Annotated in this window: 14 protein-coding genes; 8 read left to right on the top strand and 6 right to left on the bottom strand. The window is 62.8% G+C overall.

The features are described from left to right. The 6 genes from MOV63_RS24260 to atzF all read left to right on the top strand — a co-directional run. The coding region (locus MOV63_RS24260; protein WP_247037738.1) for a cysteine hydrolase family protein at nucleotides 1-404 on the top strand (404 nt) is incomplete at its 5' end. Further along, nucleotides 404-1,459, top strand: coding sequence for a ring-opening amidohydrolase (locus MOV63_RS24255; protein ID WP_247037736.1), 1,056 nt, complete (start codon nucleotides 404-406; stop codon nucleotides 1,457-1,459). The genes MOV63_RS24260 and MOV63_RS24255, both read left to right, overlap by 1 nt. Nucleotide 1,460: 1 nt before the next feature. Beyond that, nucleotides 1,461-3,011: an ABC transporter ATP-binding protein gene (locus tag MOV63_RS24250; protein ID WP_247037734.1), complete on the top strand. Its 1,551-nt coding sequence runs from the start codon at nucleotides 1,461-1,463 to the stop codon at nucleotides 3,009-3,011. Further along, nucleotides 3,011-3,706: a cysteine hydrolase family protein gene (locus tag MOV63_RS24245; protein ID WP_247037732.1), complete on the top strand. Its 696-nt coding sequence runs from the start codon at nucleotides 3,011-3,013 to the stop codon at nucleotides 3,704-3,706. Before MOV63_RS24250 ends, MOV63_RS24245 begins: the two co-directional genes overlap by 1 nt. Next, nucleotides 3,699-4,052 carry a cupin domain-containing protein gene (locus MOV63_RS24240; protein WP_038587764.1) on the top strand — a complete coding sequence of 118 codons (354 nt, stop codon included), beginning with the start codon at nucleotides 3,699-3,701 and terminating at the stop codon, nucleotides 4,050-4,052. The genes MOV63_RS24245 and MOV63_RS24240 overlap by 8 nt, the downstream gene beginning before the upstream one ends. Further along, the gene (atzF, locus tag MOV63_RS24235; protein ID WP_247037730.1) at nucleotides 4,049-5,887 is read left to right on the top strand and encodes an allophanate hydrolase; all 1,839 of its coding nucleotides are present in this window, start codon (nucleotides 4,049-4,051) and stop codon (nucleotides 5,885-5,887) included. The genes MOV63_RS24240 and atzF overlap by 4 nt, the downstream gene beginning before the upstream one ends. A 46-nt stretch (nucleotides 5,888-5,933) precedes the next feature. Here atzF and MOV63_RS24230 read toward each other — a convergent pair whose 3' ends face one another. Next, complete coding sequence (locus MOV63_RS24230) at nucleotides 5,934-6,845, bottom strand: LysR family transcriptional regulator (RefSeq protein ID WP_258719290.1); 912 nt, start codon at nucleotides 6,843-6,845, stop codon at nucleotides 5,934-5,936. 126 nt (nucleotides 6,846-6,971) lie between these two features. Here MOV63_RS24230 and mdlC point away from each other — a divergent pair, with 126 nt between their 5' ends. Then, a complete protein-coding gene (mdlC, locus tag MOV63_RS32870) occupies nucleotides 6,972-10,055 on the top strand; it encodes a benzoylformate decarboxylase (protein ID WP_309500848.1) in 3,084 nt (1,027 codons plus the stop codon). 83 nt (nucleotides 10,056-10,138) lie between these two features. On the opposite strand, the gene MOV63_RS24215 is transcribed toward mdlC, so the two are convergent. From MOV63_RS24215 to MOV63_RS24200, 4 genes are all read right to left on the bottom strand, one after another. Next, on the bottom strand, nucleotides 10,139-10,597 hold the full coding sequence (locus MOV63_RS24215) for a DUF3237 domain-containing protein (RefSeq protein WP_247037728.1): 459 nt from the start codon (nucleotides 10,595-10,597) through the stop codon (nucleotides 10,139-10,141). A 9-nt stretch (nucleotides 10,598-10,606) separates the two neighbouring features. Beyond that, a complete protein-coding gene (locus MOV63_RS24210; protein WP_247037726.1) occupies nucleotides 10,607-11,902 on the bottom strand; it encodes a TRAP transporter large permease in 1,296 nt (431 codons plus the stop codon). Further along, nucleotides 11,899-12,399: a TRAP transporter small permease gene (locus tag MOV63_RS24205; RefSeq protein WP_247037724.1), complete on the bottom strand. Its 501-nt coding sequence runs from the start codon at nucleotides 12,397-12,399 to the stop codon at nucleotides 11,899-11,901. The genes MOV63_RS24210 and MOV63_RS24205 overlap by 4 nt, the downstream gene beginning before the upstream one ends. Before the next feature lie 74 nt (nucleotides 12,400-12,473). Then, nucleotides 12,474-13,508, bottom strand: coding sequence for a TRAP transporter substrate-binding protein (locus tag MOV63_RS24200; RefSeq protein ID WP_247037722.1), 1,035 nt, complete (start codon nucleotides 13,506-13,508; stop codon nucleotides 12,474-12,476). Between the two features lie 725 nt (nucleotides 13,509-14,233). Here MOV63_RS24200 and MOV63_RS24195 point away from each other — a divergent pair. Then, nucleotides 14,234-15,622, top strand: a complete 1,389-nt coding sequence (locus MOV63_RS24195; protein ID WP_247037720.1) for an FAD-binding oxidoreductase — start codon at nucleotides 14,234-14,236, stop codon at nucleotides 15,620-15,622. Nucleotides 15,623-15,980: 358 nt separating this feature from the next. Here the strand turns inward: MOV63_RS24195 and MOV63_RS24190 are convergent, their stop codons facing one another. Beyond that, entirely contained in the window at nucleotides 15,981-17,387 is a 1,407-nt protein-coding gene (locus tag MOV63_RS24190; protein ID WP_247037718.1) for an aminomethyl transferase family protein, read from the bottom strand. Nucleotides 17,388-17,801 lie beyond the last annotated feature (414 nt).

Here is a 17,801-nt window from a genome sequence, read left to right as displayed (position 1 = left end):
GCTCGCAACGCATCGGCGCCGGCATCGGCGATCCCGGCCCCTGCGGCCGCATCCTCACGCGCGGCGAGCCCGGTTGGGACATCATCCCGGAGCTCTATCCGATCGAAGGTGAAGTCATCATCGACAAGCCGGGCAAGGGCTCCTTCTGCGCCACCGATCTGGAACTCATCCTCAACCAGAAGCGCATCCAAAACATCGTGCTGACCGGCATCACCACCGATGTCTGCGTCTCGACGACGATGCGCGAGGCGAACGACCGTGGCTTCGAATGCCTGATGCTCGAAGACTGCTGCGGCGCCACCGACTACGGCAACCACCTCGCCGCCATCAAGATGGTCAAGATGCAAGGCGGCGTGTTCGGTGCCGTCTCCAATTCCGAAGCACTCGTGAAGGCCCTGCCCTGATGCCTTCGCTGCGTGCCCACGTTTATCGCATACCCGCCGACGGCCCGGACGATGTCGCTGGCGTCGAGGCGCTGTTTGCGGGCGGCCTAGCGGTCAAGAATGTCGTGGCGGTGCTCGGCAAGACCGAAGGCAACGGCTGCGTCAACGATTTCAGCCGTGGATACGCGACCCGCAGCTTCGAGGACCTGTTCCACAGGCATGGTGTCGATGGGGTTTCAACCGTCATGTCGGGCGGAACCGAAGGCGCGCTTTCGCCGCACTGGACGATCTTCACCCGCGAAACTGTGGAAGCGCCCGGCGAACGAGCGCTCGCAATCGGTGCCTCCCGCACACCCGTTCTGCCCACCTATCATCTCGGACGCCGGCAACAGGTTCTGCTCGTCGCCGACGGGGTCAGGGCGGCGATGCGGGATGCCGGTATCGACGACCCGGCGGATGTGCATTTCGTCCAGATCAAATGCCCGCTGCTGACGTCGCGCCGGATCTCCGAGGCAGAGGCCGCGGGCGCCACCGTCGCGACCCGCGACACGCTGAAGTCGATGGGCCTGTCGCGCGGCGCCTCCGCGCTCGGCGTCGCGGTGGCGCTCGGCGAGGTCGACGAAGCGGAAATCGCCGATGCCGATATCGGTATCCGTTTTGACCTCTTCTCGAATTGCGCCTCGACATCGGCCGGTGTCGAGCTGATCGACCACGAGATCATCGTGCTTGGCATGAGCTCCCAATGGTCCGGCCCGTTCGCGATCGATCATGCGGTCATGGAAAACGCGATCGACGCACGTTCAGTCCGCCGAGCGCGTGAACGCCTGCCGGAAAACAGCCGGCTTGCTGCGGTTCTCGCCAAGGCCGAGCCGGACCCTTCCGGCAAGATCGGCGGCAAACGCCATACGATGCTGGACGATTCCGACATTTCCGGCACGCGCCACGCCCGCGCTTTCGTCGGCGGCGTTCTCGCCGGCGTTTTCGGCATCACCGACCTCTACGTCTCGGGCGGCGCCGAGCATCAGGGACCACCCGGTGGCGGCCCCGTCGCTATCATCGTCGAAAAGGAGACTTGAAGTGAGCATCGTTCGCGATACCCCGCTCCCGCAGACAGGCAAGGCCGTCGGCATCGAAACGCTCGGCATGACCATGCGCTTCGGCTCGTTCACCGCGCTCGACAACGTCTCGATCAGCGTGCCCGCCGGTTCGTTCCACGCGCTGCTCGGCGAAAACGGCGCGGGCAAGTCGACGCTCGTCAAATGTATCATGGGCTTCTACCACGCCACGTCTGGCTCGCTCTCGGTCGACGGCCGCGAAGTCTCGGTCGCCTCGCCCAAGGATGCCGCCACCTACGGGCTTGGCATGGTCTACCAGCATTTCACCCTCGTGCCCTCGCTGACCGGCGCCGAGAACCTGGTGATCAGCCGCACGTCTGTGCCCTCGGTGATCAATTGGGCGAAGGAGCGCAAGGATCTTGCCGCCTTCATGGAGCGCATGCCCTTCCAGATCCCGCTCGAACGGCCGGTGAGCGAACTGGCTGCCGGCGAGAAGCAGAAGCTGGAGATCGTTAAGCAGCTCTATCTCGGCCGGTCCTTCCTGGTGCTCGACGAACCGACCTCGGTGCTGACGCCGGCCGAAGCCGACGAGATGCTCGGCATCGTGCGCGGCATGACCGAACGCGGCGAGCTCACCGTGCTGATGATCAGCCACAAGTTCCACGAGGTGACGAAGTTTGCCGACGCGGTGTCGATCCTGCGTCGCGGCAAGCTGGTGGGCACCGGCAAGGTCAGCGAACTCTCCACCTCCGACATGGCGGGAATGATGATCGGCGACGTCAAGCTCGCCGAACTCGACAGCCGCTTGCCGGTGCCGGAAGCCGCGAAATCGGTGCTGAAGGTCGAGCAAGTCAAGGCGCCGGACCGCTCCGGCCTGAAGACGATCGAGATCGACAATCTGACGGTCCGTTCCGGCGAGATCGTCGGCATTGCCGGCATTTCCGGCAACGGCCAGAAGGAACTGACGGAAATCCTCGCCGGCCAGCGCCCGACTGACCGGGGCACAGTGACCGTCAACGGCGAGACCTATGGCGCGACCCGCCCCGAGACCCGCAGGAACAATGTCCGCTTCATTCCCGAGGAACCGCTGCAGAACGCCTGCGCGCCAAAAATGACGGTCAGCGAAAATCTCGCCTTCCGCACCTTCGACCTGAGGATGGACGGCAAGGATGCGATCTGGCTGAACAAGGGCGAGATGAAGAAACGCGCTTCGTCGCTGATTTCCGATTTCAAGGTGAAGACCGCCTCGTCGTCCTCGCCGATATCAGCCCTTTCCGGCGGCAATGTCCAGCGCGCCGTGCTCGCCCGCGAACTGACCGGCGATGTGGATCTGCTGATCGTCTCCAATCCGTGTTTCGGCCTCGACTTCTCGGCCGTCGCCGAAATCCGTGCCCGTATCATGCGCGCCCGCAACTCAGGCACCGCCGTGCTGCTGCTCTCGGAGGATCTCGACGAACTGCTGGAAATGTCGGACCGCATCATGGTCATTTCGGAAGGCAAGCTGGTCTACGAAACACCGATCCGCGCCGCCGATATCGGCGTCATCGGCGCCCATATGGCGGGGCATCACTGATGGCCGAGGGGACAATCGAGATCAAGGCAGAACCCTTCGCCTTCCCGGCGAAACCAGATGCGCTCGCGCTTATCGTCATCGACATGCAGCGTGACTTCGCCGAACCCGGCGGTTTCGGCGCCAGCCTCGGCAATGATGTCGGGCGGATCACGAAAATCGTGCCGGACGTCAAACGCCTGATCCAGGGTTTTCGCGATGCCGGCCTGCCGGTCATCCACACGATGGAGTGCCACAAGCCGGACCTTTCCGACCTGCCGCCCGCCAAGCGCAACCGCGGCAATCCAACGCTCAGGATTGGCGATGTCGGCCCTATGGGTCGTGTGCTGATTTCAGGCGAACCCGGCACGGCGATCATCTCCGAACTCGCGCCGATCGATGGCGAGGTGGTGATCGAAAAGCCCGGCAAGGGCGCCTTCTACGCCACTGACTTGGGTGACGTGCTGAAGGAGAAGGGCATCACTCAGCTCGTCTTCGCCGGCGTGACGACGGAAGTCTGCGTCCAGACGACGATGCGCGAGGCGAACGATCGCGGTTACGAATGCCTGCTCGCCGAAGAGGCGACAGAGAGCTATTTTCCGGAATTCAAGGCGGCGGCCATCGCCATGATCCGCGCCCAGGGCGCGATCGTCGGCTGGACCGCTCATGTGGACGACATTCTGGAAGGGATCGCGCCAAAGGGGATGACCAATGCCTGAATCAACCCGTGAACTCCTGACGCTAGGCGGCTGGAAAGACTTGGAATTCGAGCCGTTCCGCGACGAGGTCACCATCCATTGGATCCGCCCCTTCGAGGGCGACCAGCCGGGCGTGGCGCTGTTGAAATACGAGGCCGGCGCCGGCGTTCCCCGCCACCGCCATGAGGGCCTCGAAACCATCCTGGTGCTCGAGGGCGTGCAATCCGACGAGGCCGGCGACTACGGCCGCGGCAGCTATATCGTCAATGCGCCGGGCACCGAACACTCCGTCTGGAGCGATACCGGCTGCGTCGTGCTGATCCAGTGGGACCGGCCGGTGACAATACTGGAAGAGGAAATGGCATGAGCCTGCCGGGAAAGACACCAGCCTTCGACATCGCCTCGCTTCACGCATTCTACCAGAATGGCGGCAGTGTCGCGGAAGTCGTCGAAGCCGTTTTTGCGCGGATCGCCGAGGTCGATGATCCCGGCATCTTCATCCATCTGGCCGACAAAAACGCCATCCTTGCGGAAGCCGACAAACTCGGCGCCTTCGATCCCGAAAAACCGCTGTTCGGCATTCCCTTCGCGGTGAAGGACAATATCGACGTCGCCGGCATGCCGACCACCGCCGCCTGCCCGGACTATGCCTACATGCCCGAAAGAGACGCGACCGTGGTCGGCCTGCTCAAGGCAGCCGGCGCTCTTGTCATCGGCAAGACTAATCTCGACCAGTTCGCCACGGGCCTCGTCGGCGTGCGCTCGCCCTATCCGATCCCGAGGAACGCCATCGACTCGAAGCTGGTACCGGGCGGATCCTCATCCGGCTCTGCGGTCGCCACCGCGCAGGGCATTGTCAGCTTCGCGCTTGGCACCGATACCGCCGGTTCGGGGCGCATTCCGGCCGGCCTCAACAATATTGTCGGGCTGAAGCCGAGCGTCGGCGCCTTATCGACCACCGGAGTGATCCCCGCCTGCCGCACGCTCGACTGCGTCTCGGTCTTCGCGCTGACCGCAGACGACGCATGGACGGTCTTCTCCGTCGCCGCGAAATACGACGAGACGGACGCCTATTCGAAGGTTGCCCCAGTGACCGGGTTCGGTTCTGCGCCACCGGTACTGACGGTCGGCGTGCCTGCCAAGGCAGACCTGCAGTTCTTCGGCGATACCGTGATGGAGGCCGCCTATGGCGACGCCGTATCGATGCTCGCAGGGCTCGGACATCGGATCGTCGAAGTGCCTTTCGGCGATTTCTACAAGGTCGCCAACCTTCTCTACGAAGGCGCCTGGGTGGCCGAGCGTTATGCGGCGGTAAAGTCGTTCTTCGACACCAGGGAAGAAAGCTTTCACCCGGTAACGCGAAAAATCTATGGCGGCGCCAAATCGCTCTCCGCAGCCGACGCCTTCAAGGGTCTTTATGCGTTGCAGGCCCTGAAGAAAACGCTGGCGCCGGTGATCGCCTCCGTCGATGTCTTCTGCGTGCCGACCGCGCCGACCCACTACACGGTTACCGATCTGGAAGCGGAGCCGATCCGGGAAAACTCGCGGCTCGGCACCTATACCAACTTCGTCAATCTGCTCGACATGTGCGGCATCGCCGTGCCGACCGGCACCCGTGCCGATGGCCTGCCGGCAAGCGTCACGCTGCTCGCCCCCTTCGGCCGCGACGGACTCACCGCGTCACTGGCCCGTGACCTCCACCAGGCGAGCGGGCTCACCCTCGGCGCCACTGGCTGGCCGCTTCCCGCGCCATCCGAAACGCCCGCAGTCGTCGCAAGCGACGACCTGATCGACGTCATCGTGGTCGGTGCGCACCTTTCCGGCATGCCGCTCAACCATCAGCTTACCGATCTCGACGGCACCTTTTCCCGGGTCGCGAAAACCTCCGCCGCCTACAGGCTTTACGCGCTTGCCGGAACAGTACCGCCGAAACCCGGCATGGTGCGCGTCGCCGAAGGCGAAGGTGGAGAAATTGAGGTCGAAGTTTGGAAACTGACGCCGGCAGCCTTCGGCCTGTTCGTCGCGGCGATCCCACCGCCGCTCGGCATCGGCACCGTTACCCTGTCGGACGGCACCTCGGCCAAGGGGTTTCTGGCCGAACCGTTCGCGCTTCAGGGCGCACTCGACATCACCGCCTTCGGCGGCTGGCGGGCCTATCTCAAGGAGTTCGCATCGCTGCCGCGGGTCGGCAAGACGGCTTGATCTGGGAACGCCTTCCCCAAGCAGAGATAGCCCCAGCCATTCTGCGCTACATCGTCCAGGTCTCGCTGATGCGGCGGATGCATTGCAGCAGGTTGACCGTCGGCGGCGTCATCAGGCCCTTCTTGCGGCGGTAGACGCGAAAGGTCCGTTGCCAGTCGAGCTCGGGCACGTTGACGCGGGCCATGTTGCCTCGTTCCACTTCCTCGCGAACCAGGGGCAGCGGCATCCAGCAGCAGAGCGCTTCCGAAAGCACTGCCGCCTTCAGGACCGGCACCGAGCGGGAGATGATCGACGGCGCGTTCGGTTCCAGCGCGTTGTCGTGGAACCGCCTTTGCCATTCCCTGACCGTCGGCGTCCCGGGCGGCGGCATCGCCCAGTCGAACCCGGCCGCTTCCGCGAGCGTCACGTGCTCCCGTTTGATGATCGGATGATCGGACCTCGCAAAGACCGAGACCGTGTCGTGCATGATATCGGGCGTCGCCATGATGATATCGTCGTCGAGATAGGGCTCCGGTGAAATCGCGATGTCGATCGTGCCGCCCTTCAGCCCTTCCAGCACCCGGTCCTCCAGGTCCTCGATGACCTGGTACTGCACCTCGGGATGCTGTTTGCGCATCTCGCCGATGACGGCGATGATGAAGCCGCTGACGACGCTCGCGACCCCGCCGATCCGCACCACGCCGCGGCTGGCGCCGCGCATCTGCTGGATGACGTCGGCTGCATTGCCGATCTCGGAGACGACCAGCTTGGCATAGGGCAGCAGCGCATCGCCGAACACGGTCGGCACCACACCGCGGGTGGTGCGCTCGAACAGGGGCACGCCGTAGCTGTCCTCCAGCCGCTTCAGCATGCGGGTGATCGCCGGCTGGGTCATGTTCAACGCGGTCGCCGCCGCGCCAAGGCTTCCGCGCCGCGCACATTCGAGAACGATTTGAGCCGACCGCACATCCAAAGTCATGCCTTGGTGTAATGGATTATTGGAAATTCTTCAATTCCAAGACAAGGCGCTATCTGCAACACTTCCGCTCGCTAACATACGCGCTCGGGGTGGGAACCCCGAAGGCCGGGAGGAGGCCTCGAAGCTATGAACAAGATGTCGCTGGATTTCCTATCCGGCAGCACGAAGCTGCGTGGACAGACGGTAAGCGGGGCGGTTTTCGAATTTCTGAGGCAGAAGGGCATCAACCGGATCTTCGGCAATCCGGGCTCGACCGAACTGCCGATGTTCGTCAACGTGCCGGAAGACTTTTCCTATGTGCTCGGCCTGCAGGAATCGATCGTCGTCGCGATGGCGGACGCCTATGCGCAGGTGAGCCGCAAGCCGGCCTTCGTAAACCTGCATTCGGCCGCCGGCCTCGGCCATGCGCTCGGCAATATCTACACGGCCTATCGCAACCGCGCGCCTCTTATCATCACCACCGGCCAGCAGAGCCGCGAACTGCTGCCGCACGATCCGTTCCTGTTCGCCGAAAGCCCGACCGAGTTTCCGAAACCCTATGTGAAGTGGGCTTGCGAGCCCGCCCGCGCCGAAGATGTGCCGGCCGCGATCGCCCGCGCCTATTATATGGCGATGCAGGCGCCGCGCGGACCGGTCATGGTATCGATCCCCCTTAGCGACTGGCAGGCACAGGCAGCCCCGATCGCCATCCGCGACGTGGAAACGGTGATCAGCGCGCCCGCCTCCGCAATTGACGATCTCGCCCGCCGGCTGAACGAAGCCCGCGAGCCGGTGCTCGTTGTCGGCCCCGGCGTCGATCTCGACAATGCCTGGGATGCCACCGTGCGGCTTGCGGAAATCCTGCAGGCGAAAGTCTGGGTGAGCCCGCTGTCGTCCCGCTGCAGCTTTCCGGAACGCCATCCGCTGTTTGCAGGCTTCCTGCCGGCCCACCAGCCGAAGCTCGCGAACTGCCTGCACGGTGCCGATCTCGTGCTCGTGCTCGGCGCGCCGGCCTTCACCTATCATTTCGCCGGCTCCGGCCCGGACATTCCGCAAGGCGCGGAACTCTGGCTGATCACCGACGACCCCGCCCAGGCGGCAAGCGCCATCGTCGGCAACGCCATGGTCTCGAACCTGCGCGCCGCGACCGAAAGCCTTGTCTATCGCCTGCGCTGCCGTGCGCCACGTACCGGCGGCCCTGCCCGCACCATTCCGCGCATCAAGCACCCAAAGGGCATCACCCAGGAATTTTTCTACCAGACGCTGGCAAACGTCCGTTCGCCTGATAGCATCGTCTTCGAGGAAGCGCCGGGCGGGCGCGACGCGCTGCACGACTTTTTCCCGATCGAACGGCCCGGCGGTTTTTTCGCGACTGCCAGCGGCGGCTTGGGTTACGCCCTCCCCGGCTCGGTCGGTGCCGCCCTGACCAAGCCGGAACAGCCGGTCATCGCCGTCATCGGCGACGGATCGAGCCTCTACTCCATCCAGTCGATCTGGTCTGCCGTCGAATACGATGCCGATCTCATGATCGTCATCCTCAACAACGGCGGCTACAAGGTGCTGAAGGCGATTGCCGAGCGGAGCGGCTCCGGCCGCATCGACGGCGTCGATATCCGCCACATGGATTTTGTGCAGATCGCCGAGGCGCAGGGCTGCAAGGCCGTTCGCTGCGAAAAAGGCGAGGAATTGTCGTCATGCCTGCGGGATCTTCTCAAGATGAAGGGGCCGCGGCTTTTGGAAATCATTCTATCAGAGGAGGAGACTGAAATGAATGTCGCTGTCAGAAACGAACAGGTCCTGAAAACCCCCGAAAAGTTCTTCATCGGCGGTGAATGGGTCGCGCCACTCGGCACCAACAAGCTCGACGTCATCTCGCCGGTGACCGAAGAAGTGCTGATGAGCTATCCGGAAGCCAGCAACGCCGATATCGACAGGGCCGTTGCCGCCGCCCGCGACGCCTTCGACAACGGCCCGTGGCCGCGCATGACCTTCAAGGAACGCGCCGGTTACCTGCGCAAGGTCGCCGACCTCCTGACCGCACGCCTCGACGAGATCGCCAATGCCTGGACGACCCAGGTCGGCGCGCCGATCTTCCTGACCAAGAAGCTGGTCGGCCAGAACCCGGGCCTCTACAACTACTATGCCGGCCTGATCGAGAACGACGAGTTCGTCGATCAGCGCAAGCGCGCCGATGGCGGCGAAGTCCGCGTGGTGCGCGAGCCAGTCGGCGTCTGCGCGGCGATCACCCCGTGGAACGCGCCGATGGTGCTCTTGAACTACAAGGTCTCGGCAGCGCTTGCCGCCGGCTGCACGATTGTCGCCAAGCCCTCGCCGGAAACCCCGCTGGACGCCTATCTGCTTGCCGAATGCATCGAGCAGGCTGGCATTCCGAAGGGCGTCTTCAACCTGGTGCCGGCCGGCCGTGAAGGCGGCGATTACCTCGTGCGCCACAAGGGCATCGACAAGGTGTCGTTCACCGGCTCGACCATTGCCGGCAAGACGATCGCCGCTGCCTGCGCCGATCGCCTGACCCGCGTCAGCCTCGAACTCGGCGGCAAGTCCGCAGCCGTGCTTCTCGACGATGCCGACTTCGCCAAGGCGCTGCCGGCGCTGATGGTCTATTCCATGCCGATCACCGGCCAGGTCTGTTTCTCGCTGACCCGCATCCTGGTGCCGGAATCCCGTAAGCAGGAATTCATCGACCTCTATGTCGGCGCGGTGAAGAGCATCAAGGTCGGCGATCCATCTGATCCGACCACCCAGATGGGGCCGCTCACCATGGCCCGCCAGCTCGCCCGCGTCGAAGGTTACATCGCCGCCGGCCGCGCAGGCGGTGCGACGGTTGCCTGCGGCGGCGGCCGTCCGGCCGGTCTCGACCGCGGTTATTTCATCGAGCCGACCGTCTTTACCGACGTGACGATGGACATGAAGATCGCCCAGGAGGAAATCTTCGGACCGGTCGTGTCGATCATCAGCTACAAGGACGACAACGAAGCGGCGAATATCGCCAACGACAGCACCTACGGCCTGTCCGGCGCGGTGTTCACCTCGGATCCGGAGCGTGGCTATGCCTTTGCCCGCCGCATGCGCACCGGCAGCGTCACCGTCAACGGCATGATCGTCGACATCCATCACCCGTTCGGCGGCTTCAAGCAGTCGGGCATCGGCCGCGAAGGCGGTCCGGAAGGCCTCGAAAACTACTTTGAGGTCAAGACGATCCACATGGCCTGAAGCCAGCCAGGCTTCACAAACAACAAAAAGGCCGCCGGGTTCATGATCCGGCGGCCTTTTCTATTTCTCGGTGGACTGGTGGATCAGAGCACTTCGAAAACGCTGATGTGCACAGCACTTGCCAGACGCTCGCCGGTGCCGATGAACATCGTATGGTTCAGCCAGTCATAGCGCGGATCGCCGGTCTGCAGGCGCGGCGTGGTGCGCATGTAATAGAGCGCCGGATCGACCGTCTCGCCCGCCGCAAGCTTCGCCAGCACCTCCGGCGGTCCATGCCGGAAACCGAAATTGCGGATGTCGATCATCGCTCCGTCATGGGTCTCGATCACGTAGCGGGTATCGAGCTCCGCATAACCGGCGTCATAGACGCTCTGCCAGTCCGCGCCGAGATTGAGGACGCGCCCGGAAAGGCGCTCCCCCTCTACCACGCCGCCGATGATCGGGATGATCCGCCAGCGGCCGCCTGGACCGCCTCCCTTTTCGATCGGTGCGCCGAGTTCGGCGCGGATTTCGCAAAGTCGTCTCAGATCCGGAGCCTGCATCCTATCCTCCTATCGCATCGTCGTCGGCAGCCACAGCGCGATCGCGGGGAAGAGAACGAGCAGGATGAGCCGGATGATGTCCGTCAGGATGAACGGCATCACCCCTCCATAAATCGTCGTGATCTTCACGTCCTTGGCGATCGAGTTGATGACAAAGACGTTGATCCCGACCGGCGGGGTGATCATCCCGAGTTCGCAGGAGACCACGATGATGACGCCGAACCATATCGGATCGAAACCAAGATGGGTGATCACCGGGAAGACGATCGGCACAAGCAGAATGATCATCGCCATCTCGTCCATGAGAGCGCCGGCGATAAAAAAGATTACCAGGATCAGCGCCAGCGTGCCATAGGGCCCGAGATCCATGCCCACCAGGAAGGCCGTCAGCTTCTGCGGCGACTGGGTGATCGCCAGGAAATAGCCGAACAGGATTGCGCCGATCAGCACGCTGAACAGCGACACGGAGGTGCGCAGCGACTCGACGAGGCTCTGCATGATCAGCTTCAAACCCAGCCGGCCGCGCAGGATGCCGATGATCATCGTCAGCATCGCCCCGACCGCCGCCGCTTCCGTCGCCGTCGCAATGCCGAGATAGATGACACCGATGACGGCGAGGAACAGGACCAACACCGCCCAGACGTCCCGCAGGGAGGTCAGCGCTTCCCTCAGATCGAACTTCGTGCCGGGCGGCAAGCGCTTGCCATGGGCGATCAGCACCGTCGCCATGTACATCAGGGTCGCGAGGATGCCAGGCACGACGCCCGCCATCAGCAGTTGCCCGACATCCGTCTCCGTCAGGAACGCGTAGACGACCATCATCACCGAGGGCGGGATGAGAATGCCGAGCGTGCCGCCGGCGGCGATGACGCCGGTGGAGGTGGAATCGGCATAACCGGCCTTGCGCATTTCCGGAAGCGCCACGCGGGTCATGGTGGCGGCAGTCGCGATCGAACTGCCGCAGATCGCGGCAAATCCGGCACAGGCCGCGATCGTCGAGAGCGCCAGCCCGCCGCGGAACTGTCCGAGCCAGGCATTGCCGGTCCTGAACAATTCCCGGGACATGCCGGAATTGGTGGCGAACACACCCATCAGGATGAAGAACGGCACCAGCGTCAGGTTGAAGTCGGTGATGACCCGGATCGGCGACGTCGTCAAAAGGTTGAGCGCCGGCGCTATGCCGCGCATCGCCGCAAAGCCGAAGACGCCGACAAGGCCCATCGACACACCGAGCGGCACGCGCAGGCCCATCAAGACGAACATGGCGACGAAGCCGCCGATGGCGACGAGATCAGCGGTGTTCATACGCCATGCCCCTCGAGCGGATTGGGTTCCTCGGCCTCGCGCCGCAGGAAGGGCACGACGGCGGTGGTGATGACGGCCGAGGCGCAGCCGAGCCAGATCAGGCCGATCAGCGGCCAGACTGGAATGCGCAGGTCGAAGGTCGTTTCCTGGCTGTTATAGGCGCTCGTCAGGCGGAAAAACATCATGTAGGCGAGCATCACGGTGAAGGCGAGCAGCGTGCTCCAGGCGATAAAATCGAGGACCCGACGCCCCTTCGGCCCGAGCGGCTCATAGAGCAGATCGACGGCGATATGGCCGCCGCGATAACCGATCGAGGCAAAACCCCACATCATGCAGGCGCCGATCAGGTAACGGGACAGGTCGAAACTGTCGGGGACCGCCCAGGAAAAGATATAGCGCCCGATCGTGGAGACGACGATCAGGATCGTGCACAGCCCCAAGAGAAGGCCGGCGATCATATCGACTGCTTCGGTGAAGCGTTCGAGATATCGGGTCATGTCTGAGCTCGAAATTCGGATGGCAGGAAGGGCGGACGCCGAAGCGCCCGCCCGGTTCGACGCTTAAGAAATCCTCACTTCACGTCGGCATTGTACTTCTTCAGCGTCTCGCCGAGGCTTGCCCAGGCAGCCTTTGCATCGACGCCCGCCTTGGTGGCAGAGGCTTCCCATTCGCCCTGCAGCGAGGCCGTCGCCTTCTTCCAGAGGCCGACCTCGTCAGGCGTCGGCTTGTACATGGTGTGGCCGCCGGCATCGATCATCTTCTGGCGGCCGGCGGCTTCCGCATCCGCCCATTTGGACGCCATCTTCTCCGCCCAATCCGGCGTGCAGTGGTCGTTGATCACCTTGCGATCGGCAGGCGACAGGCTGTCGATCTTGGCCTTGTTCATCACGAAGGCGAAGGTCGTCACATAGAAGGGCAGGTCGAGGTGATGCTTGGTGACGTCCTGCAGGCCGAATGTGTAGATCGAGTTCCACGGCGACGCCGTCATGTCGGCGGCGCCCTTGGAGATCAGTTCGCGCATGTCGCCGGCCGGCACCTGAACGGAGGCCGCGCCCAGCGAATTGACCAGCCGCGCCATGGTGGCATGCGCGGGGCGGATGTTCTTGCCCTTGAGATCGGTCGGAACCTCGATCGGCCCCTTGGTCCCATGCAGCGTGCCCGGATCATGGACGATCGCCATGCAGAACTGGACGTCCTTCATCTCCTTGGCGGCATATTGCATATACCACTCGTCCAGCGCCCGCGACCCGCCCTTGGCATTCGAGATCAGGAACGGGATTTCGCCCGCCGCGATGATCGGGAAACGGCCCGGCTGATAGCCCGGATTGATGAAGCCGATATCGACGATGCCGTCTCGCGCCATGTCGTAATGGTCCGCAGCCGCTCCGAGCTGCGAGGCCGGATAGATGGTGATCTTGATGCGGCCGTTGGATGCGTCGCTGATCGATTTCGCCCAGATCTCCATCCCGCCCGGCTGCAGCGCGTGGGTGGCGGGCACCCAATGCGACAGCGTCAGCTCGACGTCGGCGGCCTGAGCAGTCGTGGTCAGCGCGGACACGGCCAGTGCCGCGAGGCAGGCCGAAGCGAGCAATGCCTTCAGTTTCATGTGTTTCTCCTCCCTTTGAGATCAGAGACCGGAAGGCTCCCTTCCCGTTCCGGCCGGCGAATATCGCTATCAATCCGCGTGGAGACTTAGCTCGCTGGCGGACCGACAAGGTCGTCGGAAATTCCGTGAAGGGACGCAACTGCCGGATGCGGAAAGCCGCCTGCGAGCGATGCGTCAAAGGACCTGCGGGGATCAGGCTGCGCCATCTCCGCGGCCGAAACCGAACCTGCCATGTCCATGGCAGCCGCAACTGTCTTGAACAGTCGTGTATACACCGATTTCCTCCTATGCCCGGTCTCCCAAGGTGATGTCCTCCTCCTGACATCACCTACCCGAGCATCCGAATTTCAACACATCCAGGCCGGAACGACAAGCATCCATTTCGGTTTGGGATACAAAAAATCAGGTTGCCTGAGATTTTACCCACAGGCTCTTCACCCCGGCTTTAAACCGTCTAGAATGTCCAGATGCACCTGCCATGCATACACTGAGGATGGAATGCGGCGGCGGCGCGGAACCGGGAGATCGGATCTAGGGGAGAAAACGTTCGGCCGCGAGGATCTGTCGGCCGATAGATTGGGATACGGTCTAGGCGATCAAAACCGTGTAGCGGAACGCTGACCCTTCTCGGGAGCTAGGCCCAATCACCCTTGGTCGGCACGCCCGGAATGAGCCTTGGACAAAGATATTCAAATCATCATCAGGACATTGGGGAGGAAAAACACATGGATGATCTCGTCACACCGGTCAGCAAGGCGATTGCGCAACTCAAGGGCCTGCTCGGCGACAGGCTGGTGACCTCGGCCTCCGTGCGCGAACACCATAGCCACGACACCTCGCGGCTTGCCCCTCACCTGCCCGACGCCGTCGTCTTTCCACGCACCGAGGAAGAAGTCCAGGCGATCGTCTCAGCCTGTGCGGCGCATGGCGTCCCGGTCGTGCCCTTCGGCGCGGGTTCCTCGATGGAAGGTCATACGATCCCGATCCGCGGCGGCATTTCGCTCGATACCCGCGAGATGAACAGGATCGTCGAAATCCGGCCGGAGGACCTGCTGGCTGTCGTCCAGCCCGGCGTCACCCGCAAGCAGCTCAATGTGGACCTGCGCGAAACCGGCCTGATGTTCTCGGTCGATCCGGGCGCCGACGCCTCGATCGGCGGCATGGCCTCGACCCGCGGCAGCGGCACCACTTCGGTCCGCTACGGCACGATGCGCGAAAACGTGCTGGCTCTCCGGGTGGTGACACCCGACGGCGAAGCGATCCAGACCGGCTCGCGGGCCAGAAAATCCTCGTCCGGATACGACCTGACGCATCTCTTCGTCGGCTCCGAAGGCACGCTCGGCGTCATCACCGAACTCACCGTCCGCCTGCATCCCATTCCGGAAGCCGTGTCGGTTGCCTTCTGTCCTTTCCCGACTGTCGCCAATGCCGTGGAAGCGGTGATCGAGGCAGTGCAATACGGCATTCCGGTCGCCCGCGTGGAGTTTCTGGACGAAGTGGCGATCGCCAGCGTCAATAACTATTCCAAGCTGGACATGCCGGTCGCCCCGACGCTTTTCTTCGAGTTCCATGGCACCGAGGCCTGGGTGAAAGAACAGGCTCAGCTCGTCGAGGAGATCACCAAAGGCCATGACGCGGTTTCCTTCCGCTGGACCGCGGATGCCGACGAACGCGCCAAACTCTGGCAGGCCCGCCACGATCTCTTCTGGGCCACCAAGGCGATCATTCCGGGCTACGATCTTTATACCGGTGATATCTGCGTGCCGATCTCCAGGCTTGCCGAAAGCATCGTCGCGGCGCGTGCCGATATCGACGCCTCGTCGCTGTCGGGCCAGATCATCGGCCATGTCGGCGACGGCAATTTCCACACCGCCTACCTGATCGATCCAAACAATCCGGAGCATCTCAAGGAGGCCGACGAGATGGCCGACCGCGTCTTCGAACGGGCGCTCGCCGTCGGCGGCACCGCCAGCGGCGAACACGGCATCGGCATTGCCAAGCTGAAATTCATGCGGAAAGAGCATGGCAAGGCGGTGGATGTCATGAAGAAGATCAAGGCGGCACTCGATCCGCTGGGGATCATGAATCCGGGCAAGATGGGGGATGCGGGGTGAAGAGTGGTCGAGGTGAGATGCGACGGCCGAAGGCCGACAAAACGCCCCGTTGAAGCGTTTTGAGTGTCGAACGCAGCGAACCAAAGCGCGCGGCCGGGCGGTGCGACATATTCCACCTCATCCCTGTGCTTGTCACAGGGATCCAGCAGCGCCGCGTCTGCGGTGCGGAAGAGTCTTTTCAGCCCAAAGACTTGGGCTGGCTGGATTCCTGTGACAAGCACAGGAATGAGGGAATTTGTGGTTTCGCTTCCGTGAAAAAATCATCCTCTCCATGAACCGAATTCGACAACAATCGTCCCCCTAAAACGCAAAAACGGCGCCCCGAGGCGCCGTTCTCGTGCAACATCCTGGGAGGACATCAGATCTTCTTGGTCCGCCAGCTTTCGGCATAGTTTTCACGAGCCTCGGCGGCATAAGGGGTTGGCGAGACGCGGACGCGGATCTCGGCCTGTTTGTGGCCCTTTTCGATCGAGGTCTTGCCCGTGCCGCCGTTCGGTTCGCCCCAGATCAGCGTCAGGACATCACCTTCCTGGACATCCGCATCGACGATGCCGAGCGACAGCATGCAGCGTTCGTTATAGCTGTAGCCGTTGAACATCGACATGCCGACGACCTTGTCGCCGTGCATGATCTTGTCGGCGCTGGACGACGCATAGTTCGGCTGCGGCAGGTCGATCCACTTGTAGGCCTCGCCACCGGGAACGAAGTTCGAGGCGATGACCTTCATCACGTCTTCCGCGTTCCACTCGAAGGTGACCTTCTTGCGCTGCGGCTTACCCTTCATCTTCTCGAGCACTTCGCGGCCGACGAAGTCGTGGTCGAACTTGACGTAGATGCCGTAACCGAGCTCGTACGGATTGACGTAGTAGTCTTCGATATTGTCGGAGACGAGGCTGCCGCCGATCGAGCCGGTCGCCTCATAGCTGTCTTCCGTCAGCCAGTCGCGATAACCCTGCAGTTCGGCGCCGGTGTAGATGCCCGGCAGCGGCGACGGGATCCAGCCGGATTCCAGCGTGTTGGTGGAATAGGCGCGCGCACCGACGAGGTAGAGATCGACGCCGGCATCCTTGGCGGCTTTGACGATGATCTCGCGGACTTCGTCCTTCTCGGCATAGGGACCCCAGACTTCGAGACCCGGAGCGCCGGCCATGCCGTGGCGCAGGGCCTGGACCTTCTTGGAGCCGATATTGATCCAGTCGACATGGAAGAACTTGATGTCGGGGATCGGGCCGCCATTCATCTTTTCGAAGACCTTCGGAGCGTCCGGGCCCTGGATCTGGAAGCGATAGTGAACCCGATTGACTTCCTTGCCGTCCGGGCGCGAAGGCGAACGCGGGTCGTGGGTGAGCTTGACGTCATGCTTGCCGAGCGAAGCGTTGTAGCGCAGCCAGTTGGCGGTCGGCGCACGGCCGACGAGCACGAACTTGTCATCACGCTCGCGGAAGATGATCATGTCGCCGATGACGTGTCCGGCAGGCGTGACCGGAACGTAGTGCTTGGCGCGGTCGACGCCGAAATTCGCAAAGCTGTTGATCGCCAGGCTTTCCAGGAACTTGGAAGCGTCCGGGCCTTCGACGATCAGTTCGTCCATGTGGTGGGACTGGTCGAACAGGACCGCCGAATGGCGCCATGCCATCTGCTCGGTGCGCCAGTTCGAAAACTCCGGTGCGACGACCGGATAGATATACATGCCGATGCGCGAATTGCGCAGCATCTCGACAGTATTGCCCTTCTCTTTCAGGATCTGGGTCAGATTCTTCGGCATTGTCTTAACCTTCCCTCGGTTGCTCTCCTGCATGCCGCCCGCCGGCCAAGCCGGTTCGGGATACGATATGCATCGTCTCAAGATGTCTCATGCAATTGAAGGTCAGCGGTCTCCTCCCGCCATCTCCTCCCAATAGTGCCCGGTTCTCGAACCTCGCCTCGACGGCTTGGCGGAAATCGAGGCCTCCTCCCGGTCGAAGCAATTCATAGAGCAATCGTTTTTGGGATACAATACCGGATTTCGGCCTCACTGCCAAAAGCGCGGCGACAGCCCATTAGAATTACGCTGTGTGCATAATATATGGTGATATTTGGTGCAACGCAGAAAAACAAACTTGATCCGGATTGCCGCCATCCGCGAGCAAAATTGGCATTTTGGGATCCCAAGCGGAATTATTTCGGCGCCCGCAAACGT

The sequence above is a fragment of the Neorhizobium sp. SHOUNA12A genome, from assembly GCF_023006505.1.
Lineage (GTDB): Bacteria > Pseudomonadota > Alphaproteobacteria > Rhizobiales > Rhizobiaceae > Neorhizobium.
Note: the sequence above shows the minus strand (reverse complement) of the source record. Positions and strands in the feature narration are given on the sequence as shown.

Bases quoted from the DNA above. Each gene is read 5' to 3' on its own strand.
- MOV63_RS24255 (WP_247037736.1), top strand. From the start codon at position 404: ATGCCTTCGCTGCGTGCCCACGTTTATCGCATACCCGCCGACGGCCCG.
- MOV63_RS24245 (WP_247037732.1), top strand. From the start codon at position 3,011: ATGGCCGAGGGGACAATCGAGATCAAGGCAGAACCCTTCGCCTTCCCG.
- MOV63_RS24240 (WP_038587764.1), top strand. From the start codon at position 3,699: ATGCCTGAATCAACCCGTGAACTCCTGACGCTAGGCGGCTGGAAAGAC.
- atzF (WP_247037730.1), top strand. From the start codon at position 4,049: ATGAGCCTGCCGGGAAAGACACCAGCCTTCGACATCGCCTCGCTTCAC.
- MOV63_RS24230 (WP_258719290.1), bottom strand. From the start codon at position 6,845: ATGACTTTGGATGTGCGGTCGGCTCAAATCGTTCTCGAATGTGCGCGG.
- mdlC (WP_309500848.1), top strand. From the start codon at position 6,972: ATGAACAAGATGTCGCTGGATTTCCTATCCGGCAGCACGAAGCTGCGT.
- MOV63_RS24215 (WP_247037728.1), bottom strand. From the start codon at position 10,597: ATGCAGGCTCCGGATCTGAGACGACTTTGCGAAATCCGCGCCGAACTC.
- MOV63_RS24210 (WP_247037726.1), bottom strand. From the start codon at position 11,902: ATGAACACCGCTGATCTCGTCGCCATCGGCGGCTTCGTCGCCATGTTC.
- MOV63_RS24205 (WP_247037724.1), bottom strand. From the start codon at position 12,399: ATGACCCGATATCTCGAACGCTTCACCGAAGCAGTCGATATGATCGCC.
- MOV63_RS24200 (WP_247037722.1), bottom strand. From the start codon at position 13,508: ATGAAACTGAAGGCATTGCTCGCTTCGGCCTGCCTCGCGGCACTGGCC.
- MOV63_RS24195 (WP_247037720.1), top strand. From the start codon at position 14,234: ATGGATGATCTCGTCACACCGGTCAGCAAGGCGATTGCGCAACTCAAG.
- MOV63_RS24190 (WP_247037718.1), bottom strand. From the start codon at position 17,387: ATGCCGAAGAATCTGACCCAGATCCTGAAAGAGAAGGGCAATACTGTC.